The following is a 26,401-nucleotide window of genomic DNA, read 5'->3' on the forward strand; positions in this document are numbered from 1 at the left end:
CGCCCCACCCCCGGCCTCAGTACTGCGGTACCGCGCGGTACCGACCGACAGCGCTAGTGCGCGTGGCCGTGACCGCCGTCCTCGTCGTCTTCGGGCTTGTCCGCGACCAGCACCTCGGTGGTCAGCAGCATGCCCGCGATGGAGGCGGCGTTCTGGACGGCCGAACGGGAGACCTTGACCGGGTCGATGATGCCCTCGGCGGTCAGGTCCCCGTAGGTGCCGGTGGCGGCGTTGTAGCCGTGACCGATCTCCATCTCGGAGACGCGGTGGGTGACCACGTAGCCCTCGGCACCGGCGTTCTCCGCGATCCAGCGGGCCGGCTCGACCAGCGCGCGGCGGACGATGGCCACACCGGTGGCCTCGTCGCCGGTCAGGCCGAGGTCGTCCAGAGCGGTCGAAGCGTGCACCAGGGAGGCGCCGCCACCGGCGACGATGCCCTCCTCGATGGCCGCGCGGGTCGCCGAGATGGCGTCCTCGAGACGGTGCTTCTTCTCCTTGAGCTCGACCTCGGTGGCCGCGCCGACGCTCAGCACCGACACGCCGCCCGCGAGCTTGGCCAGGCGCTCCTGGAGCTTCTCGCGGTCCCAGTCGGAGTCGCTCGCCTCGATCTCCTTGCGGATCTGGCGAACGCGGTCCTCCACCTCGGACTGCTCGCCGCCACCGTCGACGACGGTGGTGGTGTCCTTGGTGATGGTGATGCGGCGGGCGCTGCCCAGCGCGGACAGGTCCGCGTTCTCCAGGGTCAGGCCGACCTCCTCGGCGATGACCTGGCCGCCGGTCAGCACGGCGATGTCCTGGAGCATGGCCTTGCGGCGCTCACCGAAGCCGGGCGCCTTGACGGCGGCGACGTTGAGGGTGCCGCGCATCTTGTTCAGCACCAGGGCGCCCAGGGCGTCGCCCTCGATGTCCTCGGCGATGATCAGCAGCGGCTTCTTGTTCTGCACGATCTGCTCGAGCAGCGGCAGCAGCTCGTTCAGGTTGCTGATCTTGCTCTGGCTGATCAGGATGACGGCGTCCTCGAGGACGGCCTCCTGACGGTCCCCGTCGGTGACGAAGTAGGGCGAGACGTAGCCCTTGTCGAACTGCAGGCCCTCGGTGAAGTCGAGCTCCAGACCGAAGGTCGGGGACTCCTCCACCGTGATGACGCCGTCCTTGCCGACCTTGTCGAAGGCCTCGGCGATCAGGTCGCCGATCTGGGCGTCCTGCGCGGAGTTGGTCGCCACGTAGGCGATGTCCGCGCGCTCCTTGATCGGCACGGCGCGGCTGAGCAGGATCTCGGAGACCTTGGCGGCCGCGGCGTCGATGCCCTTCTTCATGGACATCGGCGAGGCGCCGGCGGCGACGCTGCGGATGCCCTCGCGGACCAGCGCCTGCGCCAGCACCGTGGCGGTGGTGGTGCCGTCACCGGCGGCGTCGTTGGTCTTGGTGGCGACCTCCTTGACCAGCTGCGCGCCCAGGTTCTCGTAGGGCTCGTCCAGCTCGATCTCACGGGCGACGGTCACGCCGTCGTTCGTGATGGTGGGGGCGCCGAACTTCTTGTCGATGACGACGTTGCGGCCGCGCGGGCCGAGCGTCACCTTCACGGCGTCGGCGAGGCGGTTGACGCCCCGCTCGAGGGAACGGCGGGCGTCGTCCTCGAACTCAAGGATCTTCGGCATGTGTGAGTGCTTCCTCTAACGGTTCGGGTCAAAAACGAACATCCCGCCCCGCCCGGCTTCGAGGGCCGACCGGTGCGGGATGCTGATGGCTCTTCGCCGAGAACTACTTCTCGACGACCGCGAGGAGGTCGCGGGCGGAGAGCACGAGGTACTCCTGGCCGTCGTACTTGACCTCGGTGCCGCCGTACTTGCTGTAGAGAACGACGTCACCGACGTTCACGTCGAGGGCAACGCGCTTGCCGTTGTCGTCGAGGCGACCGGGACCCACGGCCAGGATCTCGCCCTCCTGGGGCTTCTCCTTGGCCGTGTCCGGGATGACCAGACCGGAGGCGGTGGTCTGCTCGGCCTCCAGGGTCTTGACCACGACGCGGTCCTCGAGCGGCTTCAGCACGGTCTTGGTGGCGGTCGACACGGTGTGACCTCCCCCTTCAAAGTATCGGTGTTACTGACGTCGGCCCATGCTCAGGGCACAGTCCAACTGCGTAAAAGGGGCGACCGCGGCGGCCTGTCGTCGCGGGTGCCAGACCGGCCTCGTCGCGTTTAGCACTCTACCCCCGAGAGTGCCAGAATGGAAATGTGGCGAGGGCCCTGGTCACGGGAGCGGGCCCACCACGCCGTCGTGCCCACAGCAGGAGGTTCCATGCGCGTGCCCGCCTTTTCGGCGCTGCTCACCGACGCCGGACGGGAGGTCCTGGCGGGGGTGGACCCCTCGGCGGCGGCCCGGGACCCGTTGGCGACCGCCTCGCGGCTGCGCGAGGACCCGGGGGTGGCCGCGCTCGACCCCGGCCTCCCGGTGGCGGAGCTGGTCAACGCGGTCATGACCCAGGTTGGCCTACGCGCACGGGGACGGGCCAAATTCGGCGGGAACGCCGAGCGAATGTTCTTCACCCCCGACGGCCTGGAGCAGTCCACCCGCCGGATCGTGGCCGAGTACCGCGCGGAGCGGACGGCGCGGCACCTGCCCGACGCGGTCTCCGGAGGCGGCGCGGCCGCGGGCGACCTGTGCTGCGGGATCGGCGCCGACCTGCTGGCCCTGGCCGGGCGCGGCGTTCCGGTGGAGGGCGTGGACGCCGACCCGCTGACCGTGGCGGTGGCCCGCGCCAACATCGACGCGCTGGGGCTGTCCGGGCACGCGCGGGTGCGCGAGGGCGACGTGAACGAGGTCGGGGCGGGCGACCACCCCCTCCTGTTCTGCGACCCGGCCCGGCGGGGCGGGCGGGGCCGGGTGTTCGACCCGGCCGCCTACTCGCCGCCGTGGGACGTGGCCACCCGGCTGGCGGAGGAGGCGGAGGCGGCCTGTCTGAAGGCGGCCCCCGGTATCCCGCACGAGGTCCTCTCCCCCGCCGCCTCGGCCGAGTGGATCTCGGTGGACGGCGAGCTGAAGGAGACCGCGCTGTGGTTCGGAACCCTCGCGGAGGGGTCCCGGCGGCGCGCGACGGTGCTGCACGAGCGCACGGGCCTGCTCGCGAGCGAGGGTTCGGTCGCGCACCTGGACGCGGAGCCGGACCTGGGGCCCGCCCCGGTCGCTCCGGCCCGGCGCTACCTGTACGACCCGGACCCGGCGGTCGTGCGCTCCCACCTGGTGGCGGAGGCCGCCGCGCGGGTGGACGGCGCCCTGCTGGACGAGCGCATCGCCTACTTCACCTCGGACCGGGCCGAGCGCTCGCCCCTGTGGCGGGTGCTGGAGGTCGTGGAGTTCGCCCCCTTCTCCCTGAAGCGGCTGCGCTCCTCCGTCCGCGCCCACAAGGCCGGAACGGTAACGATCAAGAAACGCGGTTCGGCGGTGGACACCGAGAGGCTCCGACGGGATCTGCGCGCCTCCGGGCCGGAATCGGTGACGATCGCCCTCACCCGGATCGGGGAGAGGCCGTTCTACCTGCTGTGCCGCGAGGTCGGGGCGCCCGAGGCCCCCTGAACCCGCCGCCGCGGCGGCCCTCCGGTGGGCCGAACGGCATTCCGGACAGGCCGCGCAGACCGTATCGTTATCTCCCACACCCATATCTTTCGCGGACCCCTAGGGTCACACCGGGTGATGTCGTTAAACTGACGCCGCTGAATTCTTTTCCCTTCTCATGGGTTCCCCCGGAAGGCCGTGCTTGTTTGCTCCGCTCCGCGGTTCGGCCAGCACTCGGCTCACGCCCCTCGTGTATACGCAGAGTCACGCTTCAATCACATTGGGGCACAACCAGCGCGAGACCGGGCCCACCCGGGGACCATCGAGAACCCGTCCTCCCTGTCCGACCAGCGTCCGATGAGCCGGGCATGGACGGGAGCGCCAGAACCATAAGGAGCACCTCGGTGGAACAGACCAATCACAACTTCCTCAACGGGGGAGGTCAGGCCGGTGTCTCCGACCGGATGCGTGACCTGCTCTCCCAGGCCGCCCAGGAGCACGTCTCCGAACAGAAGTCCCAGGGCGCCGTCAGCGAGGAGATGCGCCAGCGCCTCGAGGGCATGGAGTGGCTGCTCCGCGAGCTGCGCGAGCGGGAACTCACCTCACTCGCCGAGTCGATCACCGCGGTCGACGGCCGGATCGACGACTTCCTCGCCCGGCCCCCGGAGTGGGCCGAGGCCCTCGCCGAGCACATAGAGGTCGTCGGACAGCAGGTCAAGCCGCTGTCGGACATGCCGTCCCTGCGGGCCGACACCCAACGCGTCGCCGGGCACCTGGACACCGCGCTCACCCGCCTCCAGCGCATGTCCGAGACCGGCAACCGGACCGCGGAGCAGATCGCCGACGTCGGCGAACGCGTCTCCGCGCTGAGCGAGACCGTCGGGACCCGCCTGGACGCCCTGGACGCGGCCCTGGAGAACCTCAACGGCCGCGCCGAGGCCATCGAGGCCTCGCTGTCCGCCCTGGACACCTCGCTGTCCGCGCTGGACACCGCTCAGGGCGAGCGCCACGAGGAACTGACCGCCACAGTCCGCACGACCCTGGCCGAGGGCAAGGACGAACTGGCCGAGGCGATCGGCCGGAGCCGGGAGACCCTCGAAGCCGCCGTCGAGGAGAGCCGCGAGGCCCTCAGGACGGCCGGGCAGGAGAACCGCGAAGCCCTCGAGGCCGCCGGCACCGGGATCGGTGAGAGCGTCACCTCCTCCCTCACCTCCTCCCTCGAGGAGCGCACCGCCGAACTGCGCGGCTTCGTCGAGGAGCGCACCGCCGAGCAGCACGAGGCGCTGCTGGCCAAGCTCCAGGAGAACACCGGCGAACTGGGCGAGCGCACCACGGCCCTGGCCGAGGAGCTGGGCGCCCTCGCCACGGCCGCCGGCGAACGCCACGAAGCCCTCACCCAGGAGCTGAAGGGCCTCGGAAGCACCACCGAGGAGCGCCACGAGGCGCTCACCGGCAAGGTCACCGAGAGCGTCAGCCACCTGAGCACCCAGGCCGAGGAGAACCACGCCGAGGCCACCGCCGCCGTCGCCGACGTCACCGGTTCGCTCGCCAAGCTGCGGGAGAACCACGAGAAGTCCCTGAACGACCTGCGTTCGCACCTGCGCCAGCGCCTGGCCGAGCTCGACGAGCAGATCGAACTGGGCCGCACCGAGACCCGCGAGCACGCCGAGGCCACCGCCGACGGCCTGCGCGAGTCCGTGACCGAACGCACCGACGCCCTCTCCGCCCGCATCGCCGAGGACGCCGAGAAGGTCGCCGCGGACCTCGCAGAGCTGCGCGCGTTCGTCCAGGAGGACAACGCCAAGCTCGCCAACGAGGCCGAGGAGCGGCACCAGACGCTCACCGAGGCCCTCACCGAGCAGGCCGAGAGCCACCGGAGCGCGCTCGACGAGCGGTTGGAGCGCCACCGCGAGGGGCTCAACGGCAAGGTGGACAACCACCTGTCGCAGATCACCGGCAAGGTCGACCACGAGCTCGGCCGCCTCACCGACCGGTTCGACTCCTTCGAGGGCCACTTCGAGGGGAGCTTCGAGAGCGTCGAGGGCAAGATCGACCGGGTCGACGGCCGGATCGACGGCCTCAACGGCCGCCTGGACGGGCTCGACGGCCGCGTCAACGGCGTCGAGGGCCAGTTCGAGGGCGTCAGCGGCCACTTCGAGGGGGTCGACGGCCGCATGGAGGCCATCGACGACCGTCTGGAGGCGCTCAACCAGCGCCTCAACCAGCTGCCGCAGACCCTGGAGGTCAGCGAGCTGCACCGCCGTCTGACCGAGCTGGTGGACCGTCCCCTGCTGGACCACTCCGGCAAGCTCGACGAGATCGACTCGCACGTCACCGCGGCGGTCGAGCCGGTCATCCGCGAGCTCAAGCAGCGCCCGGACCGCCACGAGTTCGAGGAGACCGTCACCGAGGCGGTCGAGAACTCGCACGACGACATCACCAAGCGGTTCTCCTCACTGGAGGAGACGGTGCTCGCCCTGGCCGAGGCGCTGCTGCGCCCGGGCCGGGAGGGCAAGAAGAAGCGCCGCCGCGACGACGATGACGACGACGAGTAACCACTCGCCGCCTGATCCGTCCGTGTGAGGAGGGGCTCGGAGCCCAGGGTCGAACCGACCCGGCGCTCCGGGCCCCTTCCGGCGCCGGGGGTCAGGGGGTGAGGACGATCTTCCCGAAGTGCTCTCCGGCGGCCATGGCCCGGAAGGCCTCGCGGGCGTCCTCGAGGGGAAGCACCCGGTCGATCTGGGGGCGCACGCCGGTGCGCACGCACATCTCGGTGAGGGCGACCAGCTCCTCCTTGGTGCCCATGGTGGAACCCAGCACCCGCAGCTGGAGGAAGAACACCCGGGTGAGTTCGGCGGAGGGCGCGTCGCCGCTGGTGGCGCCGCAGGTGATGATGGCGCCGCCGGGCTTGAGCGAGCGGACCGAGTGCTTCCAGGTGGCCTGGCCGACCGAGTCGAAGACCGCGTCCACCCGCTCGGGCAGGCGTTCACCGGAGGGCACCGCCGCGTAGGCGCCCAGTTCCAGCGCCCGGGCCCGCTTGGCCTCGCTCCGGCTGGTGACGTACACCCGGTGGCCGACCTGTGCGGCCAGCGTGATCAGCGCCGCCGAGACCCCTCCCCCGGCGCCCTGCACCAGGACGGTGGAGCCCGGGCGCAGGTCGGTCTTGCCGAAGAGCATGCTGTACGCGGTGAGCCAGGCGGTCGGCAGGCAGGCGGCCTCCTCGAAGGAGAGCTCGGGGGGCTTGGGGAGCAGGTTCTCCCTGGGCACCAGCACCTTCTCGGCGAGGGTGCCGTCGTGGACCTCCGAGAGCAGGGAGAAGCGGGGTGAGCGGCCTGGCTCGGCGGGCTCGGTGACCACTCCGTGGACGATGACCTCGTTGCCGTCCTCGTCGATCCCGGCGGCGTCCCCGCCCAGGATCATCGGGAGCCGGTCCTCCCCCAGCCCGACCCCGCGCAGGCTCCAGAGGTCGTGGTGGTTGAGCGAGGCCGCCTTGACCCGGACGGTGGTCCACCCCTCACGGGGTTCGGGGTCGGGGCGCTCACCCGCCTCCAGTCCGGAGAGGGGGTCGTCGAACGAGATGCGTGCTGCCGTGATCGCGAACATACCCGCAGCCAACCACAGAAACCGAGTTCCGTTCCAGGCCTGGCACGAGGCGTTCCCGTCCTGGGGCGGGGCCGCCTACACGGGGGTTCCGGGCACTGTCTCCGCACCGGCCCCGCGCAGATCACCCGCCGTGATACCGAGCAGTTCCCCGAAGGCCTCCAGGCCCGGCGGTGTCACCTCGACCGCACGGGGCGTCGCCGTCCGGGTGATCCATCCAGCGGTGAGGGCGTGCGAGCAGAACGCGGCCCCCAGCGTCCCGGCCAGGTGGAAGCGGCGCTCGGTCCAGTCCAGGCAGGGGCGCACCGCCGGGCGGCGCGTACCCCGTGCGACGGTCAGCCCCACGCTCTCGACCCAGGCCGACCCCGTCGGGGTCAGGTGCAGGCCTTGGCTGTCGGCCAGGATGCCCCGGCCGATCATCGCCTCGGTGACGGCCACGCCCAGGCGGCCCGCCAGATGGTCGTAACAGGTGCGGGCGTGCGCCAACCGGTGCTGGCGGGTGCGCGCCCTCAGCGAGCGCGGCACGGGCTCCGGCCCCGGGGCCAGCGCCGCCAGCCGCTCGACGAGTTCGGCGACCTCCGGTGAGGCCAGGCGCACGTAGCGGTGACGGCCCTGGCGCACCTGCTCCAGCAGTCCCCCCGCCACCAACGCGTTGAGGTGCTCGGTCGTCGTGGAGGCCGCCACCCCGGCCTGCCGGGCCAGTTCCCCCGCGGTCCAGGCCCGACCGTCCAACAGGGCGAGGCAGAACCGGGCCCTCGTCGGATCCGCCAGCAGGCCCGCCACTCGGGACAGGCCGGGCACCCCGCGCTCAGCTTCCATGAGCCCATTATCTCCGTCGACACTTCGGCCGGCGCCGAAGCGCCGGGTACCCGGAGTCGCTGCCCATGGCACCCGACACGTACTCCGAACAGCACACGAGCGGCACGGTCCGCGGGCGGACCGCCCCGGCACCCGGACTCCGTGCGGCCTTCTCCCGGACACACGAAGGGCCCCGCCGGCCCGGGTCGGATTCCAGGGATCGGCGGGGCCCGGAGGCAGGGCGGTGCGGCTACACGGCCAGAGGGGACTCCACCGGGAGCGAGGTGTCCGTGGCCAGGTCCAGTGCCGACGGCGGCAGGCCCGCGGCGACCACCTCGGCGCCCAAGGCGGCGATCATCGCGCCGTTGTCCGTGCACAGGCGGGGCCGCGGGACGCGCAGTTCGATCCCGGCCTCGGTGCAGCGCTGCTGGGCCAGCGCGCGCAGGGCCGAGTTGGCCGCCACTCCACCGCTGATCACCAGGGTGCTCACGCCGTGCTCCACGCAGGCGTCGACCGCCTTGCGGGTGAGCACGTCCACCACCGACTCCTGGAAGGCGGCGGCGATGTCGGCCACCACCAGCGGGTCGCCCCGGCGCTCGGAGTCCTCCACGTGGCGGGCCACGGCGGTCTTCAGTCCGGAGAAGGAGAAGTCGTAGGTGCCGTCGCCCCACTTGCCGCGCGGGAAGCGGATCGTCTTCGGGTTGCCCCGCTGGGCAGCCTGGTCGATGGGCGGACCGCCCGGGTAGGGCAGCTCCAGCAGCCGCGCGACCTTGTCGTAGGCCTCGCCGGCGGCGTCGTCGACGGTGTCACCGAGGGAGACCACGTCGGTGGCCAGGTCGTTGACCAGCAGCAGCGAGGTGTGGCCGCCGGAGACGAGCAGGGCGATCGAGGGCTTGGGCAGGGGCCCGTGCTCGAGCTGGTCCACGGCGACGTGCCCGACCAGGTGGTTGACCCCGTACAGCGGCTTGCCCAGCGCCATCGCGTAGGCCTTGGCGGCGGAGACGCCGACCAGGAGCGCACCGGCCAGGCCGGGCCCGGCGGTGACCGCGACGGCGTCGACGTCGGAGAGCTTCACCCCGGCGTCGTCCAGGGCGCGGCGGACGGTGGGTGTCATGGCCTCCAGGTGCGCGCGGCTGGCCACCTCGGGCACCACGCCGCCGAACCGCACGTGCTGGTCGACGCTGGAGGCCACCGAGTCACCGAGCAGCTCACAGCCGCGGACCAGTGCCACGCCGGTCTCGTCGCAGGACGTCTCGATCCCCAGGATCAACGGCTCACTCATCGTTTTCCTCCCCCATCGCCTTCTCCGCGACGCGGCGCATGACGATCGCGTCCGCCCCCTTGTAGTAACCGCGGCGCACACCGATCGCCTCGAACCCGAAGCGTGTGTACAGGTCCTGGGCGCGCGGGTTGTCCGAGCGCACCTCCAGGAACATGTGTGTGACACCGCGCGCCTCGGCCAGGGCGAGGAGTTCGGCGAGCAGCGCCCGGCCGATGCCCCTCCCCCACGCGGTCTCGGCGACGGCCATGGTCTGCACGTCGCCCTCGGGCGGGACGAAGCGCAGCCCGGCGTAGCCGACGAGCCCGGCCCCGGAACCGGTTTCGAGGTCACCGGAACCGGGGCTCCCGGCCTCGGCCACCACGTAGTGCCGGGTGGCGGTCTCGGCGAGCTCGTCGCGGAGCATGCCCTCGCTCCACGCGTCGAGCGGGAACAGGGCGCGTTCCAGGTCCATGACGGCCGGGACGTCTTCGGTGGTCATCCGGCGCAGGCGTACCTGCGTGGTCACTTCACCCACTGTCGAACCTTCTTCGGGGCGCCGGGCTCGACCGCGTCGGGGCGGCGCAGGTAGAGGGGGGCGGGTTCGGGCAGGGGCAGGCCGGCGTGCAGGCGCCGCAGGGCGAGTTCGGCCATGGCGGCCGCGTCCGGAAGGAGCGGTTCCAGCGCCTCGGCCCCCTGCCCGTCGACGCCCAGCGCCTCGGCGTACATCCGGGCGCCGTCGCCGATCAGCGGCAGCCCTTCGGTGTCGATCTCGGCGGGCCGGTCGACACGGACCTCGCCCACACGGGTGAGGTGGTCGTCGTAGCGCGCCCAGAACACCTCCTTGCGGCGGGCGTCGGTCAGGCCCAGGAAGGGCCCGGTCCGCTTGGTCGCGAAGGCCAGCGTGTCCAGGGTGGTGACCCCGTGGCAGGGGATGCCCAGGGCGTCGGCGAGGGCGTGGCCGGTGGCCAGGCCGACCCGCAGGCCGGTGTAGGGGCCGGGGCCGATGCCGACCGCGATGTGGTCGAGGTCGCCCAGGACCAGACCGGACTCGGTGAGCAGGTCCTGGATGGTGGGTGTGAGGAGTTCGCCGTGGCGTCGGGCGTCCACCGAACTCGCGCCGGCGCGCAGTGTGAAGGCGCCGTCAGGGGTGGTCTCGCCGATGGCGGCGGTGACCGCGGGGGTCGCTGTGTCGAAGGCCAGGAGCAGCACGGTGGTCCGCCTATCCGTTCCCGGCGGCGGTGCCGGGCAGGTCGATGTCTGCCCACCGGGCGCCGACCGGGCGCAGGTGGACGGTTCGGGTGTCGTCCGGGTGGCGTTCGATCCGGATCTCCAGCCGGTCGTCGGCCAGGCCCTCGGCCACGCCCTCGCCCCACTCGACGACGGTGACGGACTCGGCGAGGGTCATGTCCAGGTCGATGTCGTCGATCTCGTCGGAGCCGCCGAGCCGGTAGGCGTCCACGTGCACGAGGGCGGGGCCGCCGGTCAGGGAGGGGTGGATCCGGGAGATGACGAACGTGGGCGAGGTGACCGATCCGCGCACGCCCAGGCCCTGTCCGAGGCCCTGGGTGAAGGTGGTCTTGCCCGCGCCCAGCGGCCCGGAGAGGATGAGCAGGTCTCCGGGGCGGGAGAGGGCGGCGAGGTCACGGCCCAGAACGCGCATGTCCTCGTCCGTCGCGGCGGTGACCGCTCGGACGCGGGACGCGCCTGTGGTGGTGGCTGTGGTGTCTGTCATCACTCTCGCAAGTGCTTCTCTGTGTGGCGGTCCGGTGGGGACCGAGGTCGGGTCCGGTCGAGTGCCGAAGGCGCTCCGGTCGGCGCACGAGCGCGCCGAAGGTACCTCTTCACCCAGGTTAGGCGGGGTGGAGGAGGTTCGTGACCGATATCGGGGAGAGCGTCAGACCCCGCCGACGTACTCGCGGGGCACCCGGACGCCGACCCGCGTGACGATCTCGTACGGGATGGTGTCCAGGACCTCGGCCCAGTCCTGCGCCGTGGGCGCGGCCGGGTGCTCGCCCGGATCGCCGAACAGTACCGCGTACTCGCCCGCCGCCACCGGGTCGTCTCCCACATCCACAACGAACTGGTCCATACAGACTGTTCCCGCGATGACGCGGCGCGCGTCACCCAGCAGGACCGGCCCCTTGTTGGTGGCGGCCCGGGGCACCCCGTCGGCGTAGCCCAGCGGCACCAGGGCCAGCGTGGTCTCGCTCCGGGTGAAGTACCGGTGCCCGTAGGAGACCCCGCTGCCCGCGGGTACCCGCTTGGTGAGTGCGACCTTGGATTCGAGGGTCATCGCGGGACGCAATCCGGGCACGTCAAAATTCGGAATCGGGCAGAGACCGTAACTCGCGATTCCGCCGCGGACCAGATCGAATCGCGCCTCGGGAAGGGTGAGCAGCGCGGCCGAGTTGGCGATGTGGCGGACCTCGGGGGTCAGCCCCGCCTTCTCCACGACCTCCAGCGCCTCGTGGAAGGCGTCCAGCTGCGCCCGGATCGAGGGGTGGCCGGGTTCGTCGGCGCAGGCGAAGTGCGACCACACCCCGCTGACCTTCAGGACCCCCTCCTCCTCCGCGCGCGCCGCGGCCTCGACCACCGGCTCCCACTCGGCCGGGTCGACCCCGCCGCGGTGCAGCCCGGTGTCGGCCTTGAGCTGGACCCGGGCGACCCTGCCCAGGCGACGGGCCTGGGCGACCACCTCGGCCAGAACGGCTCGGTCGCTGACCCCCAGGTCGATGTCGGCCTCGATCGCCTCGCCCACCGGCTCGCCCGGCGGGATGATCCAGGACAGCACGGGCACGGTGATCCCGGCCCTGCGCAACTCCAGCCCCTCCTTGACGAACGCGGTCCCCAGCCACGTGGCCCCGCCCTCGATCAGAGCGTGCGCGGACGGCAGCATTCCGTGGCCGTAACCGTCGGCCTTGACCACGCCCATGAGGGGCGTCCCCCCGGCCAGCTCACCGAGCAGCCGGGCGTTGGAGGTGATCGCGTCGAGATCGACTCGCGCGTGCGCGAAAGGAGCCATGCCCACAGTGTTCCACGCGGGGTTACCTCTGTGGAGCTGCGGGTATGTGGGCTACGACCGAGTTCGAGCCCTATTTTGGGAATAATCGGTATGAATGAAAACGGAAGTGAACGAGCCGTCAACGTGACCCGTCTCTGGTCCGGTGGCCTGGCCACGGCGATTGTCGCCGCACTGGTCATCTTCGCCGGAACCCTGGTGGTCCGAGGGGTCTTCGGCGTCCCGGTGCTGGCACCGGAGGAGGCCGGCCACCTGGGTGACGCCGGAACGGTCGGATACGCGCTCCTGGCGGGCGTCGTCGCCCTTCTGGCGACCGCGCTGCTGCACATGCTGCTGCTGTCCGCCCCCAAAGCGCTCTCGTTCTTCGGCTGGATCGTCGGCCTGGCCACCGCCATCGCGGCGGTCACACCCTTCACCCAGGCCGCCGAGACCTCCAGCCAGATCGCCACGGGCCTGATCAACCTGGTCTGCGGTATCGCGATCGCCTCGCTGCTGCGCGGCGTCGGGCGAACCGCGATCATCAGCAGGGTTCCGGCCACTCCGGACGACCGGCCCGGCCGCGCCCTGCACCATGAGGGCGTCCTGCCCGACGTCAGCCAGCGGGAGTACGACCCCGCGCGCTACCGCGCCATGGAGGAGGACGCCGAGTACGACGCCGCAGTCGGCCGTGCTGAGGCCCAGAGGGCGGAGGAGGAGCGTGCCCGCTACGGCACACGCGAGGACTGACCGTCCGAGGACGCAAGAGAACGCACACGAGGGGGCGGGACCCGGAACCGGGTCCCGCCCCCTTCGCGTGCACCGTCCTGGCCCCGTTCTGTCGGTACCGGGTGGAAGATCGACGGGCATGTGGAGACCGTCCGGCGGGTCCCCGAACCCGGCCGGGGCTGAGCCCTGGGCCGGTCTCCCGGCACGGGTCCGGGACCATGACGTCGATGGTTCGCGCCGAGGCCCCGGTCAGCCGCCCATGACGAGGGTTTCGACGTGCTCGGGGCTCAGGCAGTGCTCGATGACCATGACGGCCGCACCGATCACGCCCGCGCTCTCCCCGGCCTTGGACGAGGCGATGCTGAGGTTCTCCGTGGCCAGCGGCAGTGACCGCTGGTAGATGATCTCCCGGACCCCGGCGAGCAGGTGGTCCCCGGCCTGGGCGAGTGCGCCGCCGATGACGATCACCGACGGGTTGAACATGTTCACGGAGGCGGCCAGCACCTCGCCGATGTCGCGGCCGGCCTGGCGCAGGGCGCGCAGGGCGGGGACGGAGCCGTTGCGGGACAGCTCCACCACGTCGCGGGCGCCCGAGGCGGGGACCCCCTCGGCGGTGAGGGCCTCGGCGAGCGCGTGTCCGCTGGCCACGGCCTCCAGGCAGCCGGTGTTGCCGCAGCGGCAGGGTTTGTCCGCCCCGCTGGGGACGTGGATGTGCCCCATGTCCCCGGCCGCGCCCTGGGCGCCCCGGTAGACGTTGCCCTCGCTGACGATCCCGCAGCCGATGCCGGTGGCGACCTTGACGAACAGCAGGTGGCTGGCGGAGGGCCAGGCGACGTGGTGTTCGCCGATCGCCATGATGTTGACGTCGTTGTCGACCAGCACCGGCCGGGCGATACGGCTGTTCACGTAGCCGGAGACGTCGAAGTGGTCCCAGCCGGGCATGATCGGCGGGTTGACGGCGCGCCCCGTGGAGTGCTGGACCGGGCCGGGCAGGCCCAGGCCGAGGCCGAGGAGGTCCTCGGTGTCGCGGCCCGCGAACTCCAGCAGGGTGCGGCCGTGGTCGACCACCCAGTCCAGGACGGGTTCGGGGCCGAGCGCGATGTCGATGTCGGCGCGGTCCTCGGCGAGCACGGTCCCCGACATGTCGGTCAGGGCCAGCCGGGCGTGGGTGGCGCCGAGGTCGGCCGCCAGGACGACCCGGGCGTCGGGCCGGAACGAGAAGGTCGTGGGCGGTCGTCCGCCGGTGGAGACGGCTTCCCCGGCCGGGCCGATCAGGCCGCTGGCCAGGAGCGCGTCCACGCGTTGGGTGACCGTGGAGCGGGCCAGGCCGGTGACGGCGGCCAGTTCGGAGCGGGTTCGTGGTCGGCCGTCGCGCAGCAGCCGGAGCAGGGTTCCGGCACCTGGCGCGACTGTGGTGGTGGCCGGGTTCCGCAGGGGTGTCGCCCCCGGTCCCCCTGGAGCCGTCAGCGCGTCTTCCGTCATGGGACCAGTGAAGCACAGGATCTATTGAGTGACCGTCCTTCATCTATTTTGTCCGGATCCGGCAACTTATGCTTGACGCCCGACATAAGTCGGACGTAACGTCTCGGACATGTCAGTGAAGAAGGTCACAAGTCTGGGTGATCCCTCAGCATCCGGACCGGCCGCACCAGAGGCCTACCGCGCCGCGGTGATCGGAACCGGCTTCATGGGACGGGTCCACTCCCACGCCGTCCGCGCCTCCGGAGGCGAGGTCGTCGGGGTGGCCGGATCCTCCTCCGCCAAGGCCGAACAGTTCCGTGCCGCCAACGGCATCGCCCGCGCCCACGCCGACGCCCTCGAACTCATCCACCGCCCCGACGTCGACGTGGTGCACGTGTGCACCCCCAACCACCTGCACGCCCCCCTGAGCCTGGCCGCCCTCTCCGCGGGCAAGCACGTCGTCTGCGAGAAGCCGCTGGCCACCGACGCCGAAACCGCCCAGAGCCTCACCCGGGCCGCGCACGAGGCCGACCGGGTCGCCGTGGTCCCCTTCGTCTACCGCTTCCACCCCATGGCCCGCGAGGCCCGCGCCCAGGTCGCGGCGGGCTCCATCGGCCGGGTCGGCCTCGCCCACGGCGGGTACCTCCAGGACTGGCTCCTCTACCCGGAGGAGGACAACTGGCGCGTGGACCCGGAGGTCGGCGGCCCCACCCGCGCCTTCGGCGACATCGGCTCCCACTGGTGCGACATGCTGGAGTTCGTCACCGGCGACCGCATCAGCTCCGTCAGCGCCCAGACCTCCCGGTTCAACGACAGCCGCGGTGAGAACGGCGGCCGCCCCGTCACCACCGAGGACCTGGTGACCTTCCAGTTCGCCACCGTCGGCGGCGTGGTCGGCAGCGCCGTGATCAGCCAGGTCTCCCCCGGCCGCAAGAACCAGCTCGTCCTGGAGGTCTCCGGTACCGAGGGCTCCCTGCGCTTCGACCAGGAGCGCCCCGAAACCCTCTGGGCCGGCGGGCGCGGCCGCACCGGGATCATCTCCCGCGACGACCCCGCGCTCAGCTCCGACGCCACCCGGTTGGTCAACCTCCCGGTCGGCCACCCCCAGGGCTACCAGGACTGCTTCAACGCCCTGGTCTCCGACACCGGCGCCGCCATCGCGGGCGAGGAGCCCGAGGGCCTGCCGGTCTTCGCCGACGGCCTGCGGGCCGCGGTCCTCGCCGAGTCCGTCCTGGCCTCGGCCCGGGAGCGCCGCTGGGTCGACGTCCCCGCCGTGGACGCGTCGGCCGCCGCCCCGGTGGCCGGATCCCCGGGGGTGGACGGGGCATGACCACCGAACCCCTGCTCAGGATGACCGACATCAGCAAGTCCTTCCTGGGTGTGCGGGTCCTGCACGGGGTCGACCTCGACCTCCACGCCGGGGAGCTGCACGCCCTGGTCGGGGAGAACGGCGCGGGCAAGTCCACCCTCATGAAGGTGCTGGCCGGGGTGCACCGGGCCGACACCGGGCTGATCGAGTTCGCCGGTGAGGAGGTCTCCTTCGAGCACCCCGTGCAGGCGCAGCGCGCCGGCGTGGCCACGGTCTTCCAGGAGTTCAACCTCCTCCCCGAGCGCACGGTCGCGCAGAACGTGTTCCTCGGCCGGGAGCCCCGCCGCCGCGGCATGGTCGACGACCGCGCCATGGACCGGGCCACCGCCGAGCTCCTGGACGACCTCGGCCTGGAGGGCATCGCCCCCTGGTCGAAGGTCCGCAGCCTCTCCGTGGCCGAACAGCAGATCGTGGAGATCGTCAAGGCGCTCTCCCACGACGCCCGGGTCATCTCCATGGACGAGCCCACCGCCGCGCTGGCCGACCACGAGGTCGAGGTGCTCTACCGGATCATCGGGCGCCTGCGCGAGCGCGGGGTCGGCGTCCTCTACGTGTCGCACCGCCTCAAGGAGATCTTCGACCTGGCGGACACCATCACCGTCCTCAAGGACGGGCACCGGGTGGACACCGTCGCGGCCGCGGAGACCCATCCCGCCGAGCTGGTCCGCAAGATGGTGGGCCGCCCCGTCTCCTCCGTCTTCCCCGACCACATCGAGCCCCACGGCGAGCACGTGGGCGAGGTCCGCCTGTCGGTCTCCGGCGGCGGCAACACCCAGCTGGACGGGATCGACCTGGAGGTGCGCGGCGGCGAGATCCTCGGGCTGGCCGGGCTCCAGGGCAGCGGCCGCACCGAGATCGCACACGCGCTCTTCGGGATCGACCGCTTCACCCGCGGCGAGGTCCGCGTGGACGGCCGACCGGTCAACCCGCGCTCACCCCGGCAGGCGATCCGCGCCGGGCTGGCCCTGGTCACCGAGGACCGCAAGGCCCAGGGGCTGTCCCTGAACCAGTCGATCCTCGCCAACGGCCGCCTCGTCCTGGACGCGGTCATGCCCTTCGGCTCCCGGCGGCGCGCCCAGCGCGTCCCCGGCATCCTCTCCTCCCTGGAGCTGGTCGCCCGGGGCGGCCACCAGCAGGAGGTCCAGTACCTCTCCGGCGGCAACCAGCAGAAGGTCGTCCTGGCCAAGTGGCTGGCCACCGACCCCGGGGTGATGGTGCTCGACGAACCCACGCGCGGGATCGACGTCGGCGCCAAACAGGCCGTCTACGCCCTGGTCCGCGAACTCGCCGCGGCCGGTGTGGCGATCGTCCTCATCAGCTCCGAGCTCCCCGAGCTGATCGGTATGTCGGACCGCCTGGTGGTGCTCGAGGACGGCCGCGTGGCCGGAGAGCTCCCCGGCGGTTCCAGTGAGGAGACCGTGATGGCCCTGGCCACCGGCGCGCCCCCCGAGGACGCGCACGACGAATCCGCCGTGGAGGACCCGCGTATCACCGCGGCGGCCTCCCAGCCCGCGGACCGGGCCGCCGACCCGGGCGGGGACCGCGGTGGCGGCCACGGCGCCGACCACCCCGGCGACGACGGCAACGGCGGCGCCCTCCCCCACCACGAGGAGGCCGCGCCGTGACCCGAGTCGTCACCGCCTCACGCACCGCGTCCCGGAGCCTCGGCTCCCGGCTGGGCACCACCGGCCTGGTCTACCTCGCGCTGGTGGGCGTCCTCCTGGTCAGCTCGGTCTTCGTGGCGGTCCAGGGGTCCAACCTCTTCACCGCCGCCAACACGGTGGACCTGTTCACCCGCAGCAGCCTGCTCGGGTTCCTCGCCATCGGGATGACGCTGGTCATCCTGTGCCGCTCGCTGGACCTGTCGGTCGGCTACGTCGCCGCGCTCTCCACGGTGGTCGCGGGGCTCACCATGGCCGGGGACCCCTCACGGATCGTCCTGGGCGTCGTCGCCACCCTGGGCCTGGCCGCACTGATCGGTCTGGCCAACGGGCTGGTCGTCACCAAACTGCGGGTCAACCCCTTCATCGCCACCCTGGGGACCGGCCTGATCATCAAGGGCTACCTGGACACCCAGTTCCAGGGGCCGACCGGGTCGATCCCGGCCGGGTTCCAGATGTTCGGGCTCTCCCGGATCGGCGTGCTGCCGGTCTCCACCCTGGTCATGCTGGTCCTGGCCGTGCTCGCCGTGCTGTACCTGCGGCGGACCCGGACGGGCTTCCACATGTACGCCGTGGGCGGCGACGCCGAGGTGGCCCGCCTGTCCGGGGTCCGGCCCGAGCTGCCCGTGATCACCGCGCACGTGCTGTGCTCGGTGATGGCCGGCACGGCCGGCCTGCTCCTGGCCTCGCGGTTCGGTACCGGCAACACGCTGGTCTACAACAACGGCTACGAGCTGGAGGCCATCGCCGCGGTCGTGCTCGGCGGCACCTACCTGCTCGGCGGCCGCGGCGGGGTCGGCGGGACCATCGCCGGGGTGTTCATCCTGGCGACGCTCGACACGGTGTTCAACACACTGGGCATCGACCCGTTCGTCAAGGACGTCCTGCGCGGCACCATCGTGATCGCCGCCGTGGCCATCTACGCCCGGAGCCAGCTCTCCCGGACCGCCGTCCGGGTCCGTTTCCCCTCCGGGGGCACACCGCCCGGTCCGCCCCCGCCCCCGGAGCCGCCGCCGGCACCTCCGGCACCGGAACCGCTGGCCCAGGGAGGAAAGAGATGACCGTCGAAACCCGCCCCTCGGGCGGCCGGTCCGGTGAGCTGCTCTCCCTGCTCCGCAGCGGGACCGGGACCGTCACGGTGCTGCTGGTGCTGATCTTCGTGGTCATCGCCACCCAGAACCCGTCCTTCTTCGAGGGCCCGCCGCTGATGGCGTTCGCGAAGAAGGCCGCCCCGCTGGTGATCCTCGCGATCGGCCAGTACCTGGTGATCGTCTCCGGCGAGTTCGACCTCTCGGTCGGCTCCCTGGTGGGCGCCCAGGTGGTGATCGCCGCCCGCCTCATCGACGGCGAGGAGGCGATGACCTTCCCGGTGATCGGCCTGATGCTGCTCTTCGGCCTGTTGGTCGGCCTGGTCAACGGCCTGGTCACCACGCTGTTGAAGGTGCCGTCGATCATCACCACGCTCGGCACGATGCTGATCCTCTTCGGCGCCGTGCGCTACTGGACCGGGGGCGCGCCCACCGGAGCCCTGTCGGAGGGCTTCCGCGTGTTCGGCCGACACGGTCTCGAGGGCGTGCCGGTACTCGGCCAGCTGCCCTGGGCGCTGGTCATCGCCGTGATCGCCGCGGTCGGGGCGATCCTGCTCATGCGTTCGCCCTTCGGACGCTCCCTCATGGCGACCGGCGACAACGACACCGCCGCCGCCTTCTCCGGAGTCCGGGTGTGGCGGGTGCGCACCCTGGCCTTCGTCGGCTCCTCCCTGATGGCCACCGTCGCCGCCGTCCTCATCGGCGGTTTCGCGGGGGTCACCGCCCAGGTCGGCCAGGGTCTGGAGTTCACGGCCATCACGGCCGTCGTCCTCGGAGGCGTGGTGCTGGGCGGCGGCCGCGGAACCGTCGTGGCCGCCGTGCTCGGCGCCCTCACCGTCGAGGCGCTCTTCACCCTGTTCAACCAGCTGTACCTGCCGTCGACCATCCAACCGACGGCGCAGGGGCTCATCATCATCGCGGCCGTGGCCTACGCCTCGCGCCGCGGCGACCTACGACTACCGGAGCGCCTGCGACGGCGACCGGCCCACCCGACCGAGCAACCGCTCGACTCTTCCAGGAGGTAACCCCCCATGCGCGTCTCACGCGTACTCCTTGCTGGCGCCGCCAGCCTGACACTGGTACTGACCGCATGTACCACCGACGCCCCCGAGGGGTCCCCCGACGCCGACGGCGGGAACGGTGAGGAGAACGGCGCCCTGACCCCGGACGCCGAGTGGTTCGACCAGGCGGAGTTCGACGCCCAGATCGCCCAGCGCGAGATCACCCCGGAGGGGCCCGAGGACGAGCCCTGGATGCAGGCGATCGAGCCCGAGTACATCGACACCTCCGAGTTCGCGATCGACGACCCGGAGGACGCCACCGTCTGCTTCTCCAACGCGTCGGTGTCCAACCCCTGGCGCGTCACCGGCTTCATCACCATGGAGCAGCAGGTGGAGGCGCTCGTCGACGAGGGCCGGATCGGCGACTTCCGCTCCTCGGACGCGGCCGATGACGACAACCAGCAGATCTCCGACATCCAGGCGTTCGTGGACTCCGGAGACTGCGACGCGATCATCATCTCGCCGTCCACCACCGCCACCCTGACCCCGGCCGTGGAGACCGCGTGTGAGAGCGGCGTCCCGGTCATCGTCTTCGACCGCGGTGTGAACTCCGACTGCATGGTCACGTTCATCCACCCGATCGGCGGCTACGCCTACGGTGCCGACGCCGCCGACTTCCTGGTCGAGGAGCTGGAGCCGGGTTCGACGGTGCTGGCGCTGCGCATCCTGCCCGGTGTGGACGTGCTCGAGCACCGCTGGGCCGCCGCCCAGCAGATCTTCGGCGACAGCGAGCTGGAGGTCCTCGGCTTCGAGTTCACCGAGGGCGACGGGGCCGCGATCAAGGACCTGGTCTCCCAGCACCTCCAGCGCGGCGACGTGGACGGTATCTGGATGGACGCCGGTGACGGCGCCGTCGCGGGCCTGGAGGCCTTCGAGGACGCCGGTCAGCCCTACCCGGTGATCGCCGGCGAGGACGAGCTGAGCTTCATGCGCAAGTGGGAGGAGGAGGAACTGACGGCGATCGCCCCGGTCTACTCCAACTTCCAGTGGCGCACCCCGGTGATCGCGGCGGGCATGATCCTGGCCGGTGAAGAAGTTCCGGCCGAGTGGATCCTGCCGCAGGACCCGATCCGCGAGGACGAGCTCGACGACTACCTCGACCGCAACTCCGACATGCCGTCCCTGCACTACGCGAAGTTCGGCGGCGAGGACCTGCCGGGCTTCCCCGAGGCCTGGACGGACCGGTAGATGCGCGCGCTGGGGGTCAACACCTGGGTCTGGACGTCACCGCTCACCGACACCGAGCTGGAGCGGATCGCGCCCCGCGTGGCGGGGTGGGGGTTCGACGTGATCGAACTGCCGGTGGAGGACGTCGGCGACTGGGACCCCCGGCGCGCCCGGACCCTGTTGGACGGCCTGGGCCTGGACGCCTGCGTCGTGCTGGTCATGGGGCCGGGCCGGGAGCTCGTCGCGACCGACCCGGCCACCCGTTCGGCCACCCAGGACTACCTGAGACGGGTCGTGGACGCCGCGGCGACGGCCGGTTCCACCGTCGTGGCGGGCCCGGCCTACGCCTCGGTCGGGCGTACGTGGCGGATGTCCCCGTCTGAGCGGTCGGGGCTCCGCGCGGAGCTCACCGAGGCGCTCGCCCCCGTGGTCGACCACGCGTCGGCCGCGGGGGTCCGCATCGCCGTGGAGCCGCTGAACCGCTACGAGACCAGTGTGCTCAACACGGTCGACCAGGCTCTGGAGGCGCTGGCGGACCTGCCCGCGCAGCACTGCGGGCTGGCACTGGACGTCTACCACATGAACCTCGAGGAGCAGGACGTGGCGGCCGCGATCGAGCGGGCCGCCGGAAGGATCCACCACGTCCAGGTTTGTGCGAACGACCGGGGCGCCCCCGGGGCCGATCACCTGGACTGGTCACGGATCGTCACCTCATTGGACAAATCAGGTTACTCCGGCCCCTTGGTTATCGAGTCCTTCACGGCCGATAATGCGAGCATCGCCACGGCCGCGTCCGTGTGGCGGCCCCTGGCCGCCTCGCAGGACGCGATCGCGGTCGACGGCCTGTCCTTCCTCCGTTCGCTCCTCCGCACCCCGCCGGCCTCCGACACCCCCGAGACCTCCGAGTCCCCCGAGACCTCCCGGACCTCCCTGCCCCCGACGAAAGGAGCCGCTGTGGACTGATCACACCGATGAGGCGGCCCTTCCCCGCTTCCGAACTCGATAGCAGGAACTTCACGACGGTTCGCACCCGCTGCACGGCCCCCGCCGTACACGCGAACGCGGCCTCCGTCCCTGCCGTCGGCGCCGGCACGCCGCACGGACTCATCGACCCCCCACCCCCAGGTGAGGTTTCCCGTGATCAAGAGACCCCTACGAGCGCTGGGCGCCATCACGGCGAGCATCGCGTTGGCCATCGGGCTGACGTCGGTCCCGGCACTGGCGGACGAGGCCGAACAGGACCCGTTCACCGCACTCATCTTCTCCAAGACCACCGGCTTCCGACACGACTCCATCCCCTACGGCGTCGCCCTGTACGAGGCGCTCGCCGAGGAGCACGGTTTCGAGACCGAGCACACCGAGGACGCCGACGTCTTCAATCCGGAGGACCTGGCCCGCTTCGACGCGGTGATCTGGCTCTCCACCACCGGCGACGTGCTGAACGAGGGCCAGCAGGCCGCGTTCGAGGAGTACGTCCGGGACGGCGGCGGCTACGTCGGCGTCCACTCCGCCTCCGACACCCACTACGACTGGGAGTGGTACGGCGACCTGGTCGGGGCGTACTTCGCCAGCCACCCGCCCGGCACCCAGACCGCCGAGGTCATGGTCAACGACCGCGCCCACCCCTCCACGGACATGCTCCCGGCCAGCTGGGAGCGGGAGGACGAGTGGTACGACTTCGACACCAGCCCGCGCGGTGACGTGCACGTCCTGGCGGGGCTGAACGAGGCCTCCTACGAGGACGAGGTCGACCCGGCCGGGCAGATGGGGTACGACCACCCGATCGCCTGGTGCCAGGTCTACGACGGCGGCCGGTCCTGGTACACCGGCGGCGGCCACACCGCGGAGTCCTACTCCGAACCGGAGTTCGCCGACCACCTGCTCGGAGGCCTCCAGTGGGCCGCCGGGGACGTCGAGGGCGACTGCGGCGCGACCCAGTGGGACAACTTCGAGAAGGTCACGCTCGCCCAGGGCGAGGAGAACGTCGGCGAGCCCATGGGCATGGCGGTCCTCCCGGACGGCCGGGTCATGCACACGTCCCGCAACGGGCAGCTGTCCATGTGGTCCCCGGAGACCTACAGCACCGCCTCGCTGGCGGACCTGCCCGTCTACGACCACGACGAGGACGGGCTCCAGGGCATCGCGCTCGACCCGGACTTCGAGGAGAACGGGTGGGTGTACCTGTACTACGCACCCGTGCTGGACGGAGTCCCGTCAGGCGCCGCCCCCGAGGACGGCTCCCCGGAGGACTTCGAGCCCTTCGAGGCGCACAACAACCTGTCGCGCTTCCAGTTCGTGGACGGTGACGAGCCGTACCTGGACCTGGACAGCGAAGAGGTGATCCTGGAGGTCGAGGCCACCCGCGGCATCTGCTGCCACGTCGGAGGCGACATCGACTTCGACCCGGACGGCAACCTGCTGCTGTCCACCGGCGACGACACCAGCGCGTTCGGTTCGGACGGGTTCAGCCCGCACGACGAGCAGGAGGGCCGCAACCCGGCCTTCGACGCGCAGCGCAGCTCGGGCAACACCAACGACCTGCGCGGCAAGCTGATCCGGATCTCGGTCAACGAGGACGGCGGCTACGACATCCCCGAGGGCAACCTGTTCCCGCCGGAGTCCTCCGACGGCGACCTGACCCGCCCCGAGATCCTCGCGATGGGTCTGCGCAACCCGTTCCGGTTCTCCGTCGACCAGGAGGACGGCAGCGTCTACCTGGCCGACTACGGCCCGGACTCGCCGGCGGCCGACCCCGACCGGGGCCCGGAGAACACGGTGACGTGGCACCACATCACCGAGCCGGCCAACATCGGCTGGCCGTACTGCATCGGGAACAAGTCCGCCTACGTCGACCACGACTTCGAGTCCGGCACGCCGGGCGAGCCGTTCGACTGCGACGCACCGGTCAACGACTCCCCGCGCAACACCGGCCTGGAGGAGCTGCCCCCGGTCACCCCCGCGGCGATCTGGTACAGCTACGACGAGTCGGAGGAGTTCCCGCACCTGGGCACGGGCGGCGGCGCGCCGATGGGCGGCCCCGCCTACAGCTTCGACCCGGAGCTGGAGTCGGCCAACAAGTGGCCCGAGTACTACGACGGGATCCCGCTGCTGTACGAGTGGAGCCGCCAGTGGATCAAGCAGGTGCACCTGGACGACGACGGCGGTGTCCTCGACATCACCGAGACCGTCCCGGACATCGACCTGGCCAACCCCATGGACGTGGAGTTCGGCCCGGACGGCGCCCTGTACGTGCTGGAGTACGGTTCGGGCTACTTCGGCGGGGCCGAGGACTCGGCGATCTCCCGTATCGACTACTCGGGCGCCGGGGACAGCCCCGTCGCCCGGATCGGCACCAGCACCACCTCCGGTGCCGCACCGCTGACCGTGGAGTTCTCCGGTGAGGACTCCTACCACCCCGGTGGCATGGCGTTCGATTACGAGTGGAACTTCGGTGACGGCACGACCTCGACCGACTCCGAGCCCGTCCACACCTTCGAGGAGGCCGGCCGGTACAACGTCACCCTGACCGTGACGGACGGAGAGGGCAGCTCGGGAACGGCCACGGTGTCGATCACCGCGGGCAACACCGCACCCGAGGTCTCCTTCGACACCCCCCGGGACGGGCAGTTCTTCGACTGGGGTGACGAGATCCCGTTCGAGGTGTCCGTGGAGGACGCCGAGGACGGAACGATCGGGGACGGGGTGGACTGCGGCGACGTCGAGGTCACCTCGTCGCTGGGGCACGACAGCCACGCGCACCCCTGGACCCAGTACGAGGGCTGCGAGGGTGTGAGCGCCACCGGGACCGACGGCGGCCACGGCCACGACATGAACATCTTCTGGGTCCTCCAGGCCGAGTACACCGACGGCGGCGGCGACGGCGTCCCGCCCCTGAACGGCAGTGACGGGATCAAGCTCAACCCGTCGCGGATGCAGGCGCAGTACTTCTCCGACAGCCAGGGCGTCCAGACCGAAGCCGCCGAGGACTCCGAGGGCGGTCTGCGCAACGTCTCCTGGATCGGTCACGGGGACTGGGTCTCCTACGACCCAGTCAACCTGCACGGGGTCGAGACGATCGACTTCCGGGTGGCCTCGGACGGCTACGGCGGCGCCATCGAGGCCCGGGCCGACTCCCCCGAGGGAGAACTGGTCGGGACGGTCGACGTCCCGGTCACCGGCGGCTGGCAGGAGTGGACCGACGTCACCATGGAGGTCACCGACCCGGGCGGGTCGATGGAGTTGTACCTGGTGTTCACCGGGGACGACCCGAGCGTCACCGACAGCCTGTTCAACCTCAACTACTTCCATGTGGACGCCGACCACGACGGCGGCCACGGGGACGGGCCCGAGACCGAGCTGACCAGCCCGGAGGACGGCGCGGCCTACGAGGTGGGCGAGGACGTCCCGCTCTCGGCGGAGGTCACCGACCACGGCGGGTCCGGGATCGAGGAGGTGGAGTTCCTCGTGGACGGGGAGCCGGTCGCCACGGTGACCGAGAGCCCTTACGAGGCCACGTGGTCCGACGCGGCCGAGGGCGAGTACTCGGTCAGCGCCGTCGCCACCGACGGGGACGGTGAGACCGGCGCGTCCGCCACCCACACCGTCACCGTCGGCGAGGAGCCCGACCCCGCGGAGTGCGCCCCGCCGAACGTCGATGACGGGTACCGCGCCCTGTGGGACGGGGAGTCCCTGGACGGCTGGAACATGGCCGGCCCGGGCAGCTTCGAGATCGTCGACGACGGCGACGGGTGCGTCCTGCAGACAGAGGGCGGCATGGGCCTGCTCTGGCACGAGGACGAGCTCGGTTCGCACCGCCTGAAGCTGGACTACCTCACTCACGGGGAGACCGACAACTCCGGTGCCTTCATCGGGTTCCCCGACCCGGGCGACGACCCCTGGGTCGCGGTCGAGGAGGGCTACGAGATCCAGATCGACCCGTACGGAGCACCGGACGGCGACCCGCTCACCCAGACCGGGGCCGTCTACAGCTTCCAGGCCGCGGACTCCCACCCGGAGGTCGTGGGCGAGTGGAACACGATGGAGATCGAGGTCGACGACCCGATGATCCGGATCTGGATCAACGGGGAGCTGGTCAACGAGTTCGAGAGCACCGACCCCGCCCGGGACCTGTCGTCCGGGCACATCGGGCTCCAGAACCACGGCGGCGACGACCTCGTGTGGTTCCGCGACGTCCAGGTCACCGACCTGGAGGACGAGACGGAGACGTACACCGTCGCCGAGGTCGTCGAGCGGATCGAGGAGATGGTCGAGGAGGGCGTTCTGACCGTCTCCGAGGCGAGCCGCCTCACCCGGCAGCTGGAACTGGCCGACCACCACATCGGAGTGAACCGTCCGGCGCAGGCCGGCCGCTCCCTCGAACGTTTCCGCACGGCCGCGCAGAGCGTGGCCGACGAGAGCGCACGGGAGGAGTTGGCGGAACTGGCCGACGGGCTCGAACATCTGACCGAGTCGCCCGAGTGACCCCGGACCACCGGCGCGGCGACACGACAACACAGCGATCCACAAACGCAGTAGCGCAGTAACGCAGTAACGCGACGAACCGTGGCGGGGCCGGGCCCCTCCGGCCCCGCCACACCCCCGCGGCGTCGTTCGCACGGCACACGCTGCCCGCAGACCGGCAAGTGTCAACCTGACAGGA

The 26,401-nt window shown here is 71.4% G+C and carries 20 protein-coding genes; 10 read left to right on the top strand and 10 right to left on the bottom strand.

What is annotated here, in order from left to right; translation table 11 throughout:
• Positions 1-53 precede the first annotated feature (53 nt).
• The gene (groL, locus tag D458_RS0103865) at positions 54-1,658 is read right to left on the bottom strand and encodes a chaperonin GroEL (RefSeq protein ID WP_017585413.1); all 1,605 of its coding nucleotides are present in this window, start codon (positions 1,656-1,658) and stop codon (positions 54-56) included.
• Positions 1,659-1,761: 103 nt separating this feature from the next.
• Positions 1,762-2,070, bottom strand: a complete 309-nt coding sequence (gene groES / locus D458_RS0103870) for a co-chaperone GroES (RefSeq protein WP_017582507.1) — start codon at positions 2,068-2,070, stop codon at positions 1,762-1,764.
• Positions 2,071-2,298: 228 nt separating this feature from the next.
• Between groES and D458_RS0103875 the strand changes: the two genes are divergently transcribed.
• Both D458_RS0103875 and D458_RS0103880 read left to right on the top strand, forming a co-directional pair.
• Positions 2,299-3,573: a class I SAM-dependent methyltransferase gene (locus D458_RS0103875; protein ID WP_017585414.1), complete on the top strand. Its 1,275-nt coding sequence runs from the start codon at positions 2,299-2,301 to the stop codon at positions 3,571-3,573.
• Between the two features lie 383 nt (positions 3,574-3,956).
• Positions 3,957-6,107, top strand: a complete 2,151-nt coding sequence (locus D458_RS0103880; RefSeq protein ID WP_017585415.1) for a coiled-coil domain-containing protein — start codon at positions 3,957-3,959, stop codon at positions 6,105-6,107.
• A gap of 91 nt (positions 6,108-6,198) precedes the next feature.
• On the opposite strand, the gene D458_RS0103885 is transcribed toward D458_RS0103880, so the two are convergent.
• From D458_RS0103885 to alr, 7 genes are all read right to left on the bottom strand, one after another.
• Positions 6,199-7,155, bottom strand: a complete 957-nt coding sequence (locus tag D458_RS0103885; protein ID WP_017585416.1) for a zinc-binding dehydrogenase — start codon at positions 7,153-7,155, stop codon at positions 6,199-6,201.
• A gap of 75 nt (positions 7,156-7,230) precedes the next feature.
• Positions 7,231-7,971 carry an ArsR/SmtB family transcription factor gene (locus D458_RS0103890; protein ID WP_017585417.1) on the bottom strand — a complete coding sequence of 247 codons (741 nt, stop codon included), beginning with the start codon at positions 7,969-7,971 and terminating at the stop codon, positions 7,231-7,233.
• A gap of 229 nt (positions 7,972-8,200) precedes the next feature.
• Complete coding sequence (tsaD, locus tag D458_RS0103895; protein ID WP_017585418.1) at positions 8,201-9,232, bottom strand: tRNA (adenosine(37)-N6)-threonylcarbamoyltransferase complex transferase subunit TsaD; 1,032 nt, start codon at positions 9,230-9,232, stop codon at positions 8,201-8,203.
• Entirely contained in the window at positions 9,225-9,710 is a 486-nt protein-coding gene (rimI, locus tag D458_RS0103900; RefSeq protein ID WP_051049583.1) for a ribosomal protein S18-alanine N-acetyltransferase, read from the bottom strand. Before rimI ends, tsaD begins: the two co-directional genes overlap by 8 nt.
• Before the next feature lie 23 nt (positions 9,711-9,733).
• Positions 9,734-10,420, bottom strand: coding sequence for a tRNA (adenosine(37)-N6)-threonylcarbamoyltransferase complex dimerization subunit type 1 TsaB (tsaB, locus tag D458_RS0103905; protein ID WP_017585420.1), 687 nt, complete (start codon positions 10,418-10,420; stop codon positions 9,734-9,736).
• 10 nt (positions 10,421-10,430) lie between these two features.
• Entirely contained in the window at positions 10,431-10,943 is a 513-nt protein-coding gene (gene tsaE / locus D458_RS0103910) for a tRNA (adenosine(37)-N6)-threonylcarbamoyltransferase complex ATPase subunit type 1 TsaE (RefSeq protein ID WP_017585421.1), read from the bottom strand.
• A 162-nt stretch (positions 10,944-11,105) separates the two neighbouring features.
• Positions 11,106-12,233 (bottom strand): alanine racemase, encoded by a 1,128-nt coding sequence (gene alr / locus D458_RS0103915; protein WP_017585422.1) that lies wholly within the window; start codon positions 12,231-12,233, stop codon positions 11,106-11,108.
• A 90-nt stretch (positions 12,234-12,323) separates the two neighbouring features.
• On the opposite strand from alr, the gene D458_RS0103920 reads away from it, so the two are divergent.
• Complete coding sequence (locus D458_RS0103920; protein ID WP_026118979.1) at positions 12,324-12,956, top strand: DUF6069 family protein; 633 nt, start codon at positions 12,324-12,326, stop codon at positions 12,954-12,956.
• 228 nt (positions 12,957-13,184) lie between these two features.
• Here D458_RS0103920 and D458_RS0103925 read toward each other — a convergent pair whose 3' ends face one another.
• Positions 13,185-14,417 carry an ROK family transcriptional regulator gene (locus D458_RS0103925; protein ID WP_017585424.1) on the bottom strand — a complete coding sequence of 411 codons (1,233 nt, stop codon included), beginning with the start codon at positions 14,415-14,417 and terminating at the stop codon, positions 13,185-13,187.
• 115 nt (positions 14,418-14,532) lie between these two features.
• Here D458_RS0103925 and D458_RS32855 point away from each other — a divergent pair, with 115 nt between their 5' ends.
• The 7 genes from D458_RS32855 (at position 14,533) to D458_RS0103960 (ending at position 26,223) form a co-directional block, all read left to right on the top strand.
• Positions 14,533-15,726: a Gfo/Idh/MocA family protein gene (locus tag D458_RS32855; RefSeq protein ID WP_040702142.1), complete on the top strand. Its 1,194-nt coding sequence runs from the start codon at positions 14,533-14,535 to the stop codon at positions 15,724-15,726.
• Positions 15,723-17,390, top strand: a complete 1,668-nt coding sequence (locus tag D458_RS0103935; protein ID WP_017585426.1) for a sugar ABC transporter ATP-binding protein — start codon at positions 15,723-15,725, stop codon at positions 17,388-17,390. The genes D458_RS32855 and D458_RS0103935 overlap by 4 nt, the downstream gene beginning before the upstream one ends.
• Entirely contained in the window at positions 17,387-18,487 is a 1,101-nt protein-coding gene (locus tag D458_RS0103940) for an ABC transporter permease (protein WP_017585427.1), read from the top strand. The genes D458_RS0103935 and D458_RS0103940 overlap by 4 nt, the downstream gene beginning before the upstream one ends.
• A complete protein-coding gene (locus D458_RS0103945) occupies positions 18,484-19,539 on the top strand; it encodes an ABC transporter permease (protein WP_017585428.1) in 1,056 nt (351 codons plus the stop codon). Before D458_RS0103940 ends, D458_RS0103945 begins: the two co-directional genes overlap by 4 nt.
• Before the next feature lie 6 nt (positions 19,540-19,545).
• The gene (locus D458_RS0103950; protein ID WP_017585429.1) at positions 19,546-20,763 is read left to right on the top strand and encodes a substrate-binding domain-containing protein; all 1,218 of its coding nucleotides are present in this window, start codon (positions 19,546-19,548) and stop codon (positions 20,761-20,763) included.
• Positions 20,764-21,705 (top strand): sugar phosphate isomerase/epimerase family protein, encoded by a 942-nt coding sequence (locus tag D458_RS0103955; RefSeq protein ID WP_017585430.1) that lies wholly within the window; start codon positions 20,764-20,766, stop codon positions 21,703-21,705.
• 174 nt (positions 21,706-21,879) lie between these two features.
• On the top strand, positions 21,880-26,223 hold the full coding sequence (locus D458_RS0103960; protein WP_017585431.1) for a ThuA domain-containing protein: 4,344 nt from the start codon (positions 21,880-21,882) through the stop codon (positions 26,221-26,223).
• The last annotated feature ends 178 nt before the right edge of the window (positions 26,224-26,401 follow it).

It is taken from the genome of Nocardiopsis ganjiahuensis DSM 45031 (assembly GCF_000341085.1).
GTDB lineage: Bacteria > Actinomycetota > Actinomycetes > Streptosporangiales > Streptosporangiaceae > Nocardiopsis > Nocardiopsis ganjiahuensis.

Coding starts and splice junctions, on each gene's coding strand:
- groL (WP_017585413.1), bottom strand. CDS start 1,658: ATGCCGAAGATCCTTGAGTTCGAGGACGACGCCCGCCGTTCCCTCGAG.
- D458_RS0103875 (WP_017585414.1), top strand. CDS start 2,299: ATGCGCGTGCCCGCCTTTTCGGCGCTGCTCACCGACGCCGGACGGGAG.
- D458_RS0103885 (WP_017585416.1), bottom strand. CDS start 7,155: ATGTTCGCGATCACGGCAGCACGCATCTCGTTCGACGACCCCCTCTCC.
- D458_RS0103890 (WP_017585417.1), bottom strand. CDS start 7,971: ATGGAAGCTGAGCGCGGGGTGCCCGGCCTGTCCCGAGTGGCGGGCCTG.
- tsaD (WP_017585418.1), bottom strand. CDS start 9,232: ATGAGTGAGCCGTTGATCCTGGGGATCGAGACGTCCTGCGACGAGACC.
- rimI (WP_051049583.1), bottom strand. CDS start 9,710: ATGACCACCGAAGACGTCCCGGCCGTCATGGACCTGGAACGCGCCCTG.
- tsaE (WP_017585421.1), bottom strand. CDS start 10,943: ATGACAGACACCACAGCCACCACCACAGGCGCGTCCCGCGTCCGAGCG.
- alr (WP_017585422.1), bottom strand. CDS start 12,233: ATGGCTCCTTTCGCGCACGCGCGAGTCGATCTCGACGCGATCACCTCC.
- D458_RS0103920 (WP_026118979.1), top strand. CDS start 12,324: ATGAATGAAAACGGAAGTGAACGAGCCGTCAACGTGACCCGTCTCTGG.
- D458_RS0103925 (WP_017585424.1), bottom strand. CDS start 14,417: ATGACGGAAGACGCGCTGACGGCTCCAGGGGGACCGGGGGCGACACCC.
- D458_RS0103935 (WP_017585426.1), top strand. CDS start 15,723: ATGACCACCGAACCCCTGCTCAGGATGACCGACATCAGCAAGTCCTTC.
- D458_RS0103945 (WP_017585428.1), top strand. CDS start 18,484: ATGACCGTCGAAACCCGCCCCTCGGGCGGCCGGTCCGGTGAGCTGCTC.
- D458_RS0103950 (WP_017585429.1), top strand. CDS start 19,546: ATGCGCGTCTCACGCGTACTCCTTGCTGGCGCCGCCAGCCTGACACTG.
- D458_RS0103955 (WP_017585430.1), top strand. CDS start 20,764: ATGCGCGCGCTGGGGGTCAACACCTGGGTCTGGACGTCACCGCTCACC.